At 71.8% G+C, this 15,536-nt stretch carries 11 protein-coding genes; 4 read left to right on the top strand and 7 right to left on the bottom strand.

Annotated elements, in window-relative coordinates; all coding sequences use genetic code 11:
- The first annotated feature begins 111 nt into the window (after nt 1–111).
- Both AB0B50_RS15010 and AB0B50_RS15005 read left to right on the top strand, forming a co-directional pair.
- Nucleotides 112–1,845, top strand: coding sequence for an ABC transporter ATP-binding protein (locus AB0B50_RS15010; RefSeq protein ID WP_362330560.1), 1,734 nt, complete (start codon nt 112–114; stop codon nt 1,843–1,845).
- Entirely contained in the window at nt 1,845–3,764 is a 1,920-nt protein-coding gene (locus AB0B50_RS15005) for an ABC transporter ATP-binding protein (RefSeq protein ID WP_362330557.1), read from the top strand. The genes AB0B50_RS15010 and AB0B50_RS15005 overlap by 1 nt, the downstream gene beginning before the upstream one ends.
- 101 nt (nt 3,765–3,865) lie before the next feature.
- Here AB0B50_RS15005 and AB0B50_RS15000 read toward each other — a convergent pair whose 3' ends face one another.
- From AB0B50_RS15000 to AB0B50_RS14980, 5 genes are all read right to left on the bottom strand, one after another.
- Nucleotides 3,866–5,185 (bottom strand): RNA polymerase sigma factor, encoded by a 1,320-nt coding sequence (locus AB0B50_RS15000; protein WP_362330554.1) that lies wholly within the window; start codon nt 5,183–5,185, stop codon nt 3,866–3,868.
- A gap of 139 nt (nt 5,186–5,324) precedes the next feature.
- Nucleotides 5,325–7,223 (bottom strand): DNA primase, encoded by a 1,899-nt coding sequence (gene dnaG / locus AB0B50_RS14995; RefSeq protein ID WP_362330551.1) that lies wholly within the window; start codon nt 7,221–7,223, stop codon nt 5,325–5,327.
- A 43-nt stretch (nt 7,224–7,266) separates the two neighbouring features.
- On the bottom strand, nt 7,267–8,529 hold the full coding sequence (locus AB0B50_RS14990) for an FAD-dependent oxidoreductase (protein ID WP_362330548.1): 1,263 nt from the start codon (nt 8,527–8,529) through the stop codon (nt 7,267–7,269).
- A 180-nt stretch (nt 8,530–8,709) separates the two neighbouring features.
- Complete coding sequence (locus AB0B50_RS14985; protein ID WP_362330545.1) at nt 8,710–10,020, bottom strand: deoxyguanosinetriphosphate triphosphohydrolase; 1,311 nt, start codon at nt 10,018–10,020, stop codon at nt 8,710–8,712.
- Nucleotides 10,021–10,136: 116 nt separating this feature from the next.
- Nucleotides 10,137–11,042 carry a sirohydrochlorin chelatase gene (locus tag AB0B50_RS14980; protein WP_362330542.1) on the bottom strand — a complete coding sequence of 302 codons (906 nt, stop codon included), beginning with the start codon at nt 11,040–11,042 and terminating at the stop codon, nt 10,137–10,139.
- A gap of 192 nt (nt 11,043–11,234) precedes the next feature.
- Here AB0B50_RS14980 and AB0B50_RS14975 point away from each other — a divergent pair, with 192 nt between their 5' ends.
- Nucleotides 11,235–11,978 carry an ElyC/SanA/YdcF family protein gene (locus tag AB0B50_RS14975; RefSeq protein ID WP_362330539.1) on the top strand — a complete coding sequence of 248 codons (744 nt, stop codon included), beginning with the start codon at nt 11,235–11,237 and terminating at the stop codon, nt 11,976–11,978.
- A 200-nt stretch (nt 11,979–12,178) separates the two neighbouring features.
- Nucleotides 12,179–14,338 carry a molybdopterin oxidoreductase family protein gene (locus tag AB0B50_RS14970; RefSeq protein WP_362330536.1) on the top strand — a complete coding sequence of 720 codons (2,160 nt, stop codon included), beginning with the start codon at nt 12,179–12,181 and terminating at the stop codon, nt 14,336–14,338.
- A gap of 115 nt (nt 14,339–14,453) precedes the next feature.
- Here the strand turns inward: AB0B50_RS14970 and AB0B50_RS14965 are convergent, their stop codons facing one another.
- Both AB0B50_RS14965 and cutA read right to left on the bottom strand, forming a co-directional pair.
- A complete protein-coding gene (locus AB0B50_RS14965) occupies nt 14,454–14,912 on the bottom strand; it encodes a gamma-glutamylcyclotransferase family protein (RefSeq protein ID WP_362330533.1) in 459 nt (152 codons plus the stop codon).
- Entirely contained in the window at nt 14,909–15,265 is a 357-nt protein-coding gene (gene cutA, locus AB0B50_RS14960; RefSeq protein WP_362330530.1) for a divalent-cation tolerance protein CutA, read from the bottom strand. The genes AB0B50_RS14965 and cutA overlap by 4 nt, the downstream gene beginning before the upstream one ends.
- Nucleotides 15,266–15,536: the final 271 nt, after the last annotated feature.

Genomic DNA, 15,536 nt, shown 5'->3' with positions numbered 1-15,536 from the left:
CTTGACCGGGTCATGGGTTAATCGGTTGCACGCCCACGGGTCGGGTGTCGCAGGATTGGGGGCGACCTCGCCCAGAACCTTGCCGACACCCGACTCCTCGAGAGACCGAGCGTGCTCATACGACTCCTGCGGACACACCTGCGTCCGTACAAGAAACCCATCGCCTTGCTGGTGCTCCTGCAGTTCCTGCAGACGTGCGCCTCGCTCTATCTGCCCACCCTGAACGCCGACATCATTGACAACGGTGTCGTCGAGGGCGACACGGGCTACATCCTCACCTTCGGCGGCATCATGATCGCCGTCACGATCGTGCAGATGGTCTGCAACATCGGCGCCGTCTTCTACGGCGCGCGGACCTCGTCCGCACTCGGCCGCGACGTGCGGGCCGCCGTCTTCGACCGCGTGCAGTCCTTCTCCGCGCGCGAGGTGGGCCAGTTCGGCGCCCCCTCGCTGATCACGCGGACCACCAATGACGTCCAGCAGGTGCAGATGCTGGTCCTGATGACGTTCACGCTGATGGTGTCCGCGCCCATCATGTGCGTCGGCGGCATCGTGATGGCGCTCGGCCAGGACGTGCCGCTCTCCGGTGTCCTGGTCGCCGTCGTGCCCGTGCTCGGCATCAGCGTGAGCCTGATCGTGCGGCGGCTGCGGCCGCTGTTCCGCAGCATGCAGGAGCGGCTCGACACCGTGAACCGGGTCCTGCGCGAGCAGATCACCGGCAACCGCGTCATCCGTGCCTTCGTCCGTGACACGTACGAGAAGGAGCGCTTCCGCGAGGCCAACGCCGATCTGACCGAGGTCTCGGTCGGCACCGGCAAGCTGCTCGCGCTGATGTTCCCGATCGTGATGACCGTCGTGAACATCTCCTCGATCGCGGTGGTGTGGTTCGGCGCCCACCGCATCGACGGCGGCGACATGCAGATCGGCGCGCTCACCGCGTTCCTCGCCTATCTGATGCAGATCGTGATGTCCGTGATGATGGCCACCTTCATGTTCATGATGGTGCCGCGCGCGGAGGTCTGTGCCGAGCGCATCGAGGAGGTCCTGGACACCGAGTCCAGCGTGGTGCCCCCGACCGCCCCGGTGCGCGAACTGCGCAGCCACGGCCACCTGGAGATCCGGGACGTGGGCTTCCGCTACCCCGGTGCCGAGGAGCCCGTCCTCAAGGCCGTCGACCTGGTCGCGCGGCCCGGTGAGACGACCGCCGTCATCGGCTCGACCGGCAGCGGGAAGTCGACGCTCCTGAGCCTCGTGCCGCGGCTGATCGACGCGACCGAGGGGCAGGTGCTCGTCGGTGGCGTGGACGTGGGCACCGTCGACCCCGCGCTGCTCGCCCGCACCGTGAGCCTCGTACCGCAGAAGCCGTATCTGTTCGCGGGGACCGTGGCGACCAACCTGCGGTACGGCAATCCCGAGGCCACCGACGAGGAGCTCTGGCACGCCCTCGATGTGGCGCAGGCCAAGGAGTTCGTGGAGGGCCTGGAGGAGGGCCTGAACGCGCCGATCTCGCAGGGCGGCACGAACGTCTCCGGCGGCCAGCGCCAGCGGCTGTCCATCGCACGCACGCTGGTGCAGCGCCCGGAGATCTACCTCTTCGACGACTCCTTCTCCGCCCTCGACTACGCGACGGACGCGGCGCTGCGCGGCGCCCTGTCCCGCGAGACCGCCGAGGCGACCGTCGTCATCGTCGCCCAGCGCGTCTCCACCATCCGCGACGCCGACCGCATCGTCGTCCTCGACGAGGGCCGCGTCGTGGGCACGGGCCGCCATCACGAGCTGATGGAGAGCAATGAGACCTACCGGGAGATCGTGCTCTCCCAGCTGACGGAAGCGGAGGCCGCGTAATGGCTGGTCCAGGCGGACGGATGATGGGCCCCGACTCCCGGTCGATGGACTTCAAGGGTTCCGGCAAGCGGCTCCTCGCACAGTTCAAGCCGGAGCGCGCCACGCTGTACGGGATGCTCGCGGCCGTGGTCGTGAGCGTCGCGCTCTCCGTGCTCGGCCCGAAGATCCTCGGCCGCGCGACCGACCTGCTCTTCGCGGGCATCGTCGGCCGTGACATGCCCGACGGCGTGACGAAGGAGCAGGCCATCGAGGGCCTGCGCGACAAGGGCGACGGCGGCATGGCCGACATGCTCTCCGGCGTCGACTTCACGCCGGGCAAGGGCATCGACTTCGGCGCGGTGGGCGAAGTCCTGCTGCTCGCACTCGGCACGTTCCTGGTCGCGGGGCTGCTGATGGCCGTGGCCACCCGGCTCTCGAACCGCGCCATCAACGCGACCGTCTTCCGGATGCGCGGCGACGTCCAGGCGAAGCTGTCGCGGCTTCCGCTGTCGTACTTCGACAAGCGGCAGCGCGGCGAGGTCCTGAGCCGTGTCACGAACGACATCGACAACATCAACCAGACGCTGCAGCAGACGATGGGCCAGCTCATCAACTCGCTGCTGACGATCGTCGGCGTCCTTGTGATGATGTTCTGGGTGTCCCCGCTGCTCGCCCTGGTGGCGCTGGTCACCGTGCCGCTGTCGTTCCTCGTCGCGACGAAGGTCGGCAAGCGGTCGCAGCCGCAGTTCGTGCAGCAGTGGCGGACGACCGGCGCGCTCAACGCCCATGTCGAGGAGATGTACACCGGGCACACCCTGGTGAAGGTGTTCGGCCGGCAGGACGAGTCGGCGAAGGCGTTCGCCGAGCAGAACGAGCAGCTGTACGAGGCCGGGTTCAAGGCCCAGTTCAACAGCGGTGTCATGCAGCCGCTGATGTTCTTCATCTCGAACCTGAACTATGTGCTCGTCGCCGTGGTCGGCGGCCTGCGGGTGGCCTCCGGGTCGCTGTCCATCGGTGATGTGCAGGCCTTCATCCAGTACTCGCGGCAGTTCTCGATGCCGCTCACGCAGGTCGCCTCGATGGCGAACCTCGTGCAGTCCGGTGTCGCCTCCGCCGAGCGGATCTTCGAGATCCTCGACGCCGAGGAGCAGGAGGCCGACCCGGTGCCGGGCGAGCGTCCCGACCGGCTGAGCGGGCGGGTCGAGATGGAGCACGTCTCCTTCCGCTACGACGAGGACAAGCCGCTCATCGAGGACCTCTCGCTGGTGGTGGAGCCGGGTCACACGGTCGCCATCGTCGGGCCGACGGGCGCGGGCAAGACGACGCTCGTCAATCTGCTCATGCGGTTCTACGACGTGACGGGCGGGCGCATCGCCCTGGACGGCGTCGACGTCGCGAAGATGTCGCGGGACGAACTGCGGGCCGGGATCGGCATGGTGCTCCAGGACACCTGGCTGTTCGGCGGCACCATCGCGGAGAACATCGCGTACGGCGCCGCGAAGGACGTCACGCGCGAACAGGTCGAGGAGGCGGCGCGCGCCGCCCACGCGGACCGGTTCGTGCGGACGCTCCCCGACGGGTACGACACCGTGATCGACGACGACGGCACGGGCGTCAGCGCGGGCGAGAAGCAGCTGATCACCATCGCGCGGGCGTTCCTGTCCGACCCGGTGATCCTGGTGCTCGACGAGGCGACGAGCTCGGTCGACACGAGGACGGAGGTGCTCATCCAGAAGGCGATGGCCCGCCTCGCGCATGGGCGTACGTCGTTCGTCATCGCGCACCGGCTGTCCACGATCCGTGACGCGGACACGATTTTGGTCATGGAGAACGGGTCGATCGTGGAGCAAGGAACGCACGATGCCTTGCTGGCGGCCGATGGCGCCTATGCGCGGCTGTATGCGGCGCAGTTCGCGCAGGCCGTGGCTGAAGTCGACTAGCGCCGTCGGGGCTTTGGGGTTCTGCGCGTGCCGGTCCGATGCGGCTGGTCGCGCGGTTCCCCGCGCCCCTTCGGGCGCGTCCCCTGCGGGGCGCGCCCTCCTCAGTCCAAGTAGCCCCTCAGTTGGTCCGCGAACGCGTGGTCGCGCAGTTTGTTGAGGGTCTTGGATTCGATCTGGCGGATGCGTTCGCGCGTGACGCCGAAGATGCGGCCGATCTCCTCCAGGGTGCGGGGCCTGCCGTCCGCGAGGCCGTAGCGGAGCTGGACGACCTTGCGTTCGCGTTCGCCGAGCGTGGAGAGGACCGCCTCCAGGTGCTCGCGGAGCAGCAGGAATGCCGCCGATTCCACGGGAGAGGTCGCGTCGCCGTCCTCGATGAGGTCGCCGAGCGCGACGTCGTCCTCCTCACCGACGGGCGCGTGCAGCGACACCGGTTCCTGTGCCAGGCGCAGGACTTCGCTGACGCGCTCGTGCGGCAGGTCCAGGTGGGCCGCCACTTCCTCGGGCGTGGGTTCGTACCCCCGCTCCTGGAGCATGCGGCGCTGGACGCGTACGACGCGGTTGATGAGCTCCACGACGTGCACGGGCACGCGGATCGTGCGGGCCTGGTCGGCGAGGGCCCGCGACATGGCCTGGCGGATCCACCAGGTCGCGTACGTCGAGAACTTGTAGCCCCGGGCGTAGTCGAACTTCTCGACGGCTCGGATCAGGCCGAGGTTTCCCTCCTGGACCAGGTCGAGCATGGTGAGCCCGCGGCCCACGTACCGCTTGGCGACGGAGACGACCAGGCGGAGGTTCGCCTCGATGAGGCGACGCTTGGCCATCCGGCCCATGACCACCAACTTGTCGAGGTCAAGGGCGAGTTGGCTGTCCAGGTCGGGGGTGCCCGCCAGTTTCTCCTCGGCGAAGAGGCCGGCCTCGACGGCGCGGGCCAGCTCCACCTCCTCGGCCGCGGTGAGCAGGGGTATCCGGCCGATCTCGCGCAGGTACTGGCGGAACAGGTCGGACGAGGGGCCGCCGGTCTCGGTGCGGCTGCGGGGGGCGGGCAGGTCGAGGGTCTCCGGTTCGAGGGCCTCGGGGGTCTCGGGGGCTTCGGGGGTCTCGGGGCCCTCTTGCGGGGGCTGGGCCGTCTGCGCCGACTGTGCTTCCGGGGCGCCCTGCGCCTCCGGGTGGTGGGCGGCGCGGCTCTGCGGTGGGACCGCCTCCAGGACGTCCGTATCCGCATCCGTGTGCGCGGCGGTGTCGGTCTGGGCGAGGGTCTGGGTCTGCACGGGGGCGACCTCCAGGATGATCGCTGCTGAGGCGTGCGGCAACGGGAGAGAGACGGCGGCCTCGCCGCTGTCCGTCCCGAACACGATGTGTGGAACCGCGGGGGTGTCGGACCCGCTGTCTGCGGGTCGGCCGCGCTCCGAGGACTCAGGCACCGGAACCCAGTGTGGGGTACGACACACGGCCGCCACGAGGGGCGTGCGGTGACTTTTTGAGTCCGGTCCGTGACCGACCGGTTACCCGTCGGGTAACCCTTGGCCTTAGGACGAACCCCGGAGGGGGCCTCCGGGCGCCTCAGAGGGCGTCGGCGCCCCGCTCGCGCAGCGCCTGGCCGTACTGCTGGAGGACCCACAACTCGTTCTGGACAGCGGTCAGATGCTGTGGGTCGCCGCCCGCGCCGAGCCGGGCGAGGCTGCCCTGGACGTCCCGGATGCGGCGGTCCACGGCGCGCAGACGGACCTGGACGAGCTGGATGCCCGCGTACACCTCGTCGACCGTCTTGCGCAGGATCGCCTCGACGGCGAGCTCGGTGACCATGGAGCGGACCGCGTCGTCCGGCGCGGCGTCACGGACACGGACCAGGTACTCCTGCGGGTCCTGTGCGCCGAGCTCGGCGCCGCCGGCCTCCTCGACGGCGCGGCGCACCGCGGCGTAGGGCGGGGCGGTGAACTCGTCGACGCCGTACGCGTCGAAGGCCGGGGAGACCAACTCGGGGCGCTGCAGGGCCAGTTTGAGCAGCTCGCGCTCGGTGCGGTGGGCGGGGCTGCGCAGGGTGAGGGCGGGGCCGCTGAAGCCCTGCGGGCCGTTCTCGTACGAGGGTGAGGTGCGCTGGGGGGCCGGGGCGGGGCCCTTGCCGCCGCGGTCGCGGGCCCAACGGGCCAGCTGGGCGACGCGCTTGACCACGAACTGGGTGTCGAGGATGCCGAGCATGCCGGCGAGCTGGACGGCGACCTCGTGCTGCGCGCCGCTGTTCTTGATGCGGGCCACGACGGGCGCGGCCTCGTCCAGGGCGGCGGCGCGGCCCGCGGGGGTCTCCAGGTCGTACCGGGCGACGATCTGGCGCAGGGCGAACTCGAAGAGCGGCGTGCGGGGTTCGACCAGGTCGGCGACCGCGGCGTCGCCCTTGGCCAGGCGCAGCTCGCAGGGGTCCATGCCGTCAGGGGCGATGGCGATGTAGGTCTCGGCGGCGAACTTCTGGTCGTCCTCGAAGGCGCGCAGGGCGGCCTTCTGGCCCGCCGCGTCGCCGTCGAAGGTGAAGATCACTCGGGCCGAGCCGTTGTCCATCAGGAGGCGGCGGAGGATCTTGATGTGGTCGCCGCCGAAGGCGGTGCCACAGGTCGCGATGGCGGTGGTGATGCCCGCGAGGTGGCAGGCCATCACGTCGGTGTAGCCCTCGACGACGACGGCGCGGCTGGACTTGGCGATCTCCTTCTTGGCCAGGTCGATGCCGTACAGGACCTGGGACTTCTTGTAGATCGCCGTCTCGGGGGTGTTCAGGTACTTCGGGCCGTTGTCGTCGTCGCGGAGCTTGCGGGCGCCGAAGCCGACCACATCGCCCCCGATGTCGCGGATGGGCCACATCAGGCGGCCGCGGAAGCGGTCGATGGGGCCGCGGCGGCCCTCCTGGGAGAGGCCGGAGAGGGTCAGCTCCTTGTCGGTGAAGCCCTTGCCGCGCAGATAGCGGGTGAGGTGGTCCCAGCCCGCCGGGCTGTAGCCCACGCCGAAGTGCGCGGCGGCGGCCTGGTCGAAGCCTCGCTCGGCGAGGAACGTGCGGCCGATCTCGGCCTCGGCGCTCTCCAGCTGCTCCACGTAGAACTGCGCGGCGATCTTGTGGGCCTCGACCAGGCGGATGCGCTCTCCGCGCTGGTGGGCGGGGTTGTACCCGCCCTCCTCGTACCGCAGCGTGATGCCTGCCTGGGCGGCGAGGCGCTCGACCGTCTCCGAGAAGGTGAGGTGGTCGATCTTCATCACGAAGGCGATCGTGTCGCCGCCTTCCTGGCAGCCGAAGCAGTGGAAGAGACCCTTGCTCGGGCTGACCTGGAAGGACGGGGACTTCTCGTCGTGGAAGGGGCACAGGCCCTTGAGGTTTCCGCCTCCTGCGTTGCGCAGCTGGAGGTAGTCGGAGACCACGGCGTCGATCGGGACCGCGTCCCGAACCGCCTTCACGTCTTCGTCATTGATCCTGCCTGCCACGTAGGAATACTACGGCGCCCCTGTGACACTCACGCCCGGCCCGTCACGACAGCAGCGACGCCAGAGGGATCGAGGGGTCCGCGAGGGCGTCCGGGTCGGGGCGCTCGCCCTGTCGGATCAGCTGCTGGATGGGTTCAGTGACGTCCCACACATTCACGTTCATGCCCGCGAGGACCTGCCCGTCGCGCAGCCAGAAGGCGATGAACTCCCGCTTTCCCGCGTCGCCTCGGACCACCACCTGGTCGTACGTCCCCGGGGGCGCCCAGCCCGAGTACTCCAGGCCCACGTCGTACTGGTCGGAGAAGAAGTAGGGCACGCGGTCGTAACGGACGTCCTGGCCGAGCATGGCGCGGGCGGCGGCGGGGCCGCCGTTGAGGGCGTTCGCCCAGTGCTCCACGCGCAGCCGGATGTCGAAGAGCGGGTGGTGGACGGCGGCCACGTCGCCCGCCGCGTAGATGTCGGGGTCCGAGGTGCGCAGGGACGCGTCCACGGCGATGCCGCCGCCGTGCGCGCGGTCGACCAGGGCGAGCCCGGCGGACTCGGCGAGGGCGGTGCGCGGGGCCGCGCCGATCGCGGCGAGCACGTCGTGCGCGGGGTGCTCCTCGCCGTCGTCGGTGTGGACGGCGAGGACCATGCCGTCCTGCCCGGTGATCTCGGTGAGCCGCGCGCCGAAGTGGAAGCGGACGCCGTGCTCGGCGTGCAGGTCGGCGAACATCTGGCCGACCTCGGGGCCGAGGACGGCGTGCAGCGGGGTGGCCTCGGGCTCGACGACGGTGACCTCCGCGCCGTACTCCCTGGCGGCCGCGGCGACCTCGAGGCCGATCCAGCCCGCGCCGGCGATCACCAGGTGGCCGTTGTCCCTGCCGAGGGCGGCGAGCACGTGGCGGAGGCGGTCGGCGTGCGCGAGGCGGCGCAGGTGGTGGACGCCGGCGAGGCCGGTGCCGGGGACGTCGAGGCGGCGGGGCTCCGCGCCGGTGACGAGCAGCAGCTTGTCGTAGTGGATGACGGTGCCCTCGCCCAGGCGCACGGCCTTGGCGGCGCGGTCGACGGCGACGACGGTCTGGCCGAGGTGGAGTTCGACGTCGGCCTGCGCGTACCACCCCGGTTCGTGGACGAAGACGCTGTCGCGGTCCTCCTTGCCCAGGAGGTAGCCCTTGGACAGGGGCGGGCGCTCGTAGGGGTGGTCCCGCTCGTCACCGATGAGGATCACCCTGCCGGTGAAGCCCTCGGAACGGAGGGTCTCGGCCGCCTTGGCGCCGGCCAGACCTCCTCCGACAATGACGAACGTCTGATCCGCGTCGACCACTTGATGCCTCCTTGCCAGGGGGTACCGGGGGCATACCCCGGAAGAACACAGCGTTGCCACATGCCTTGCCGCCACAGGGAGCGTCCCGCACGGAGCGTGATGGGGGAAGGGGGCGTGGCTCCAACTGGCCACATCTCGTCACGCCCTGTGGTCACTCCATGGTCACTTACCGTCGTTTCACTAGGGCCTCGCCGTCAGTCGGGTGTGCAGGGCGCGGGCCGCGGCGTCCGTGAGGGACGCGATCTGGTCGACCACGACGCGCTGGGCCGCGCGGTCGTCGGACGCCGCGTCGTACAGCGCGCGGAACTGCGGGTCGAGGCCGTCGGGGGCGCGGGCGGTGAGCGCCTCGGCGAGCTCGGCGACGACGATGCGCTGGTCCGCGCGGAGCCGCTCCTGCGCGGGGCGCTGCATCACATAGCGGTCGGCGACGGCCTTGAGCACCGCGCACTCGTGCCGCGCCTCGCGGGGGACGACGAGCTCGGCGGCGTACCGCGTGAGGCGGCCCTTGCCGTACCGCGCGCGGGTGGCGGTCTCCGCGGCCAGACAGAAGCGGCCGATGAGCTGGCTGGTGGCGTCCTTCAGCCGGGCCTGGGCGACGGCCGAGCCGTCGTACCCGTGCGGCCACCACTCCTGGTCCAGGAGGCGGTCGAGGGCCTGGGCGAGTTCTTCGGGGGCGGTGTCCTCGGGTACGTAGCGTCCGATGGCGACCGCGTAGATGTCGCGGCGCTCGGGCTCCGCGTGCAGGGCGTTCGGGTCGATGTGCCCGGCGTGCAGGCCGTCCTCGAAGTCGTGGACGGAGTACGCGACGTCGTCCGACCAGTCCATGATCTGCGCCTCGAAGCAGGTGCGCTGGCCGGGGGCCTCCTTGCGGACCCAGTCGAACACGGGCCGGTCGTCCTCGTAGACACCGAACTTGGGTGAATCGGGGGCGGTGGGGTGCGCGCCGCGCGGCCAGGGGTACTTGGTGGCGGCGTCGAGGGCGGCGCGGGTGAGGTTGAGGCCGACGCTGACGAGTTCGTCGGTGGACTCGGAGCGGACGAAGCGCTTGGGCTCGATGCGGGTGAGGAGCCTGAGCGACTGGGCGTTGCCCTCGAAGCCGCCGCAGTCGCGGGCCACTTCGTTCAGCGCCTGTTCGCCGTTGTGCCCGAACGGCGGGTGGCCCAGGTCGTGGGAGAGGCAGGCCGTCTCCACCAGGTCGGGGTCGCAGCCGAGGGCCGCGCCCAGCTCGCGGCCCACCTGGGCGCATTCCAGGGAGTGCGTCAGGCGGGTGCGGGCGCTGGCGTCCCAGGCCTGGCTCCGGGTGCCGGGCGTGACCACCTGGGTCTTTCCCGCGAGGCGGCGCAGCGCCGCGGAGTGCAGGACGCGCGCGCGGTCGCGCTGGAACGCCGTACGCCCCGGCCTCTTGTCGGGCTCGGTGGCCCATCGCTCGACGGCGGCCTCGTCATAGGCGCCGTAGGCGTCGTATCGCGCGTTCGGTGCTGTGCCTTCCATGCACCGACAGTAGACGCAAGGAGTGACAAAGGGGACTCCGGGCCCTCGGGTTCCGGCCGCGCGGAGCGACCGCCCGGTCGCGGCCGCCGAAGTCCGTTCGCGGACCTGGCCCTTCGTCAGACCGCCGTGAGACGGCGCTGTTCGGCGCGGGGCGGCGCGGCGCGCGTCTGGTCGTAGCGGTGCAGGACCAGGCGCGCGAGGGTGGGGTGGGCGCCGAGGGGGGCCGACGCGACCCAGGGGGCCGCCTGTGCGCTCTGGGTGGCGAAGCGGCCCGGCGCGGTGAAGTACGCGGCGACGGCGGCGCGGTGGCGGCCCTGGTCGGCCAGCTCGGCGAGGGCGTCCGGCACGGAGCGGGGGCAGGCCGCGGTGGGCGCCGCGTAGGCGGGGACGACGGGGACGCCCAGGCGTGCGGCGAGCAGTTCGGCGGCGGACTCGGTGTCGGCGGCGGACTCCGGGGCGCGGGAGCCGGCGGCGGCGAGGACCACGGCGTGCCGGCGGCGCGCGGCCGGGCGCAGGGTGCGCGCGGGCCAGCCCGCCTCGACGAGCCGGGAGTGCAGCGCCTTTGCGAGCAGCGGGTGGGGGCCGAGCGGGGCGGCGACGCGGGTGTCGATGTGGGGTGCGCCCGCGGCGGCCGCGGGTATGTCGCGCTTGACGTGCCGGCCTCGGCCGAAGAGCAGCGGCACGAGGACGGCACGGCCGCCGGGGTGCGCGGCGAGGGTGTCGGTGAGCAGCGGCTCGTTCAGCTCGATGTGGCCCAGGCGGACGGCGAGGCCGGGCCGCAGCTCGCGGATCCGTTCGGCGAGTGCCGTGACGGTGGCGAGGGCGCGCGGGTCGCGGCTGCCGTGGGCGACCAGGACGAGGGCGGGGCGGGGGTCGGGGCGGGAGCCGGGGCGGTGTCTGCCGCCGGGCGACACGAGGCCGAGCTGGGTGCCGAGCTGGCTGGTGATGCGGTCCATGAGTTGCGCCGTACTGTCGAGGTGAGTGCTGCCGGACTCGTCGTGCGGAGGGTTCGACGGCGTCATGGACCGAGGATGGCCGGGGCGTGTTGCGGGGGCGTTGCGCGGCGGTGACGGCTGTTTTCCCAGGTCTCACGGCTCGGCACGGCGCGTTGTCAGTGGAGTCGCTGCTCGGCACGGCGCGTTGTCAGTGGAGTCGCTTACGGTTGTGGCAGTGATCGGACCGGGGGAGGTCCGGTGGGGCACGGGGGCGATGGCATGGAACGCACGGGGTGGGCAAGGCGGTTGAGGCCGTCGGCACAGTGGCTGCGGGCGCCGTGGCTTCGGCGGGTGCGGTCGGTCCGGCTGCCGCGGACGACGAAGGGGCGGCGCCGGGCCGTGCAGGCGGTGATGGTGCTGTGTGTGCTCGCGCTGACGCCCGCGACCTGGCTGTTCGTGTCGACGGACGACCGGATCGGGACGGTCGACGACGCGCCGCGCACCCGCGTCGCGATGGTGTTCGGGGCCGGGCTGTGGAAGGGCGAGCCGTCGCCGTATCTCGCCCACCGCCTCGACGCGGCGGCCGCGTTGTACCGCGAGGGCCGGATAGAGGTCGTCCTGGTCACGGGCGACAACAGCCGTGCGGACTACGACGAACCCGACGCCATGCGCGCCTATCTGAAGAAGCACGGCGTGCCGGGGCAGCGCATCGTGAGCGATTACGCCGGGTTCGACACCTGGGACTCCTGCGTCCGCGCCAAGAAGATCTTCGGCGTCGACCGGGCGGTCCTGATCAGCCAGGGCTTCCACATACGCAGGGCGGTCGCGCTGTGCGACGCGGCGGGCGTCTCGTCGTACGGCGTCGGGGTGGACGCCGTGCACGACGCGACCTGGTACTACGGCGGCGCGCGGGAGGTGTTCGCCGCGGGCAAGGCGGCGCTGGACGCGGTGTTCCGGCCGGATCCGCACTTCCTCGGGCCCCGGGAGCGTGGGGTGGACCGGGCGCTGGCCGCACCCCGCTGAGGCATGGCCCGGGGCCCGCAGCGAGGTTGCGTCTGCCTCGTCCTTTGTCCGCCGGGTGCGGGTCGTGGTCCGTCCTCGCGCAGTTCCCCGTGCCCCTGAAGGGGCTCACAGCGGGGTACGGGGCTCGCTGAGGTCGGCTTACCCCGCGCGTAACGCGATCGCGCAGGGGCACGTAACACGCGCGGCGGAGCCTGAACGGCATGCACACCACGGCGACTGCGACCCACTGTCCGTACTGCGCGCTGCAATGCGGGATGGGCCTGACCACGGGCCCTCAGGGCGTGGAAGTCGTGGAGCGCTCCGGGTTCCCCGTCAACAAAGGGGCCCTGTGCGGCAAGGGCCGCACAGCACCCGCCGTGCTCTCCTCCCGGGTGCGCCTGACGGAGCCACTCGTCCGATCCCACGCCACGGGCAGGCTCGCGTCGGCCACCTGGGAGGAGGCCCTCGACCGGATTGCCGACGGTCTCTCCCGCACGCGTACGGAACATGGCGCGGACGCGTGCGGGGTGTTCGGCGGGGGCGGTCTGACCAACGAGAAGGCGTATGCGCTGGGGAAGTTCGCGCGGGTGGTGCTCGGCACGTCGCAGATCGACTACAACGGACGGTTCTGCATGTCGTCGGCCGCGGCGGCCGGGCAGCGGGCGTTCGGGCTCGACCGGGGGCTGCCGTTCCCGCTGGAGGACATTCCGCGGACCGGCTGCGTGATCCTCGTCGGGTCGAACCTCGCCGAGACGATGCCGCCCGCCCTGCGGTACCTCACGGAACTCCGGGAGAACGGCGGGACGTCGATCGTCGTGGACCCCCGGCGGACGCGGACCGCCGAGCAGGCCGACCTGCATCTGGCGCCGCGCCCCGGCACGGACCTGGCGCTCGCGCTCGGCCTGCTGCACCTGGTCGTGGCGGAGGGGCGCACGGACGAGGCGTTCATCGAGGCGCGGACCAGCGGCTGGGGCCAGGCGCGGGCGGCGGCGATGGCGCACTGGCCCGAGCACGTCGAGCGGATCACCGGCGTGCCGGTGCCCCAACTGCGCGATGCCGTACGTCTGTTCTGCGACGCCGAGGCCGCGATGGTGCTCACCGCGCGGGGGCCGGAGCAGCAGTCGAAGGGCACGGACACCGTCGGGGCATGGATCAATCTGTGCCTCGCCACGGGGAACGCCGGACGGCCCCTGTCCGGGTACGGCTGTCTCACCGGGCAGGGCAATGGGCAGGGCGGGCGCGAACACGGCCAGAAGGCCGACCAGTTGCCGGGCTACCGCAAGCTGACGGACCCCGCGGCGCGGGCGCACGTGGCGGGGGTCTGGGGCGTGGACCCCGATGCGCTGCCGGGGCCCGGCAGGTCGGCGTACGAACTGCTCGACGCGCTCGGCGGGGACGTCAAGGCGCTGCTCCTGATGGGCTCCAACCCGGTGGTGTCGGCGCCGCGGGCCGCGCACGTGGAGGAGCGGCTGCGCTCCCTCGACTTCCTCGCGGTGGCGGACGTGGTGCTGTCGGAGACGGCCCGACTGGCGGACGTGGTGCTGCCGGTGACGCAGTGGGCCGAGGAGACGGGAACGGTGACGAACCTGGAGGGCCGCGTACTCCTGCGCCGCCGGGCGGTGTCCCCGCCCCCGGGGGTCCGCAGCGACCTGGACGTCCTGCACGGCCTGGCGTCCCGCCTCGGCCACGGCAAGGGATTCCCCACGGACCCGGAGGAGACCTTCGAGGAGCTGCGCCGGGCGAGCGCGGGCGGGGCGGCGGACTACTCGGGCATCTCGTACGAGCGCCTGAGGGAGCGGGACGGGGAGGGGGTGTTCTGGCCTTGCCCCGACATCGAGGGCGGTGAGGTGGCTGGGGCTGCCGAGGACAGTGAAGCGGTCGGGGCCGTCGAGGAGGTGCGGCATCCCGGAACCCCGCGGCTGTTCCTCGACCGGTTCGCCACACAGGACGGGCGGGCCCGCTTCGTGCCCGTCACCCACCGGGCCGCCGCCGAGGAGACGGATGCCGAGTATCCCGTGCTGCTCACCACCGGGCGGGTGCTCGCGCAGTACCAGTCGGGGGCCCAGACGCGGCGCGTGGCCGAGCTCAACGCGGCGGCTCCGGGGCCGTTCGTGGAACTGCATCCGCGGCTCGCCGCGCGGCTGGGGGTCACCGAGGGCGAGGCGGTCGCCGTCGTGTCGCGGCGCGGCCGGGCCGTGGCTCCGGCGCGGGTCACCTCGGCGATCCGCTCGGACACCGTGTTCATGCCGTTCCACTGGCCGGGCGAGGGACGCGCCAACTCCCTGACGCACCCCGCCCTCGACCCCGTGTCGCGGATGCCGGAGTTCAAGGTGTGCGCGGTGCGGCTGGAGCGGGAGGACGGGGAGCGGGCCCGGGGCTGAGACCCACCCCGGGCGAACTCGCTTCGCGTACGCGGGCGTTTGAGCTGCGGATTCAGCTTCGTGGGGCGGGAGTTGAACCCCGCGGCACGGGATACCCAACGCGTCACCCGGCGGGTCATTCACCGAGCCGGTGCGACGCCCAGTCGCCTCCCCCGATCACCACCCCGGACGCCCGGAGCCCGGCCGCGACGTGCGGGGCCGCCACATAGACCCAGGCGCGCACCGCTCCCCCGCCCCCGCCCCTACCCCCGTCCGGACGGACCACGTAGCGCACGACGCGCTCGTAGAGGTTGCGGGGGCCGCCGGGGACGTACTCCTCCAGGAGGTCGAGGGCGACGAGGAGACGGTCGTACGCGGCGGGCAGAGCGGTCACCAACTCGCCCCGCACCGGGCCACCTTGGGGGTCCTCGACGACGTACGGATAGCCGGGCCCCTCGTACAGGACCGCGCCCGGCAGCAGCGCGGGCTCCTCCTCCGCGGTCCTGCCGGTCAGGTACGCGGCGTGGTTCGGCTCCCCCGGGCGCAGCGTGCCGTACACGAAGAACGGCAGCCGGGCCGTGCCGCGCTCGGTCACTCGGCGGTCTCCTCCTCGGCCCCGGACCGCCCGACCTCCTGCTCCACCCAGGCCAGATAGGCCGCGCTCCCCCGCACCACCGGCGTCGCGATGATCTCCGGGGTGTCGTAGTCGTGGGCGTCGGTGAGCCAGGCCTCCAGGGCGGCGTAGCGCTCCGGCGTCGTCTTGAGCAGCACCTGCCATTCGCCGGCGGTCTCGATGTCACCCTCCCACCGGTACACGGAGGTGACGGGCCCCGAGATCTGCGCGCAGGCCGCGACCCGTTCCCGGACCGCTCCGTGGGCGAGGTCACGCGCCTTGTGTTCGGTGTCCGTCGTGGTCAGTACGGTCAGCGCCGCGGGTTCAACGTCCATACGGCGATTGTGCACAGCCGCGTCCAGGGGCATGTCCAGGGGCGAGCGCCCAGGCCCAAGGTCCCGAATCCTCATCTTTCATCAGCTTTACTCGCAGCTGTTACACAATCTCCCGTTTTCTGTGATGCGCGGTTCCTACCGTCGGGAGCGGTGGCCGGCCCTCTGCCGAATCCCCAGTGCAGTCCCTGGGCCGGCCACCGCCAGCCCTCCCCCTCACCTCCACCCCCGCCTCCACCTCCACCTCCACCTCCACCTCCACCTCCACCTCCAC

This window comes from Streptomyces sp. NPDC041068 (assembly GCF_040647455.1).
Taxonomy (GTDB): Bacteria; Actinomycetota; Actinomycetes; order Streptomycetales; family Streptomycetaceae; genus Streptomyces.
Note: the sequence above shows the minus strand (reverse complement) of the source record. Positions and strands in the feature narration are given on the sequence as shown.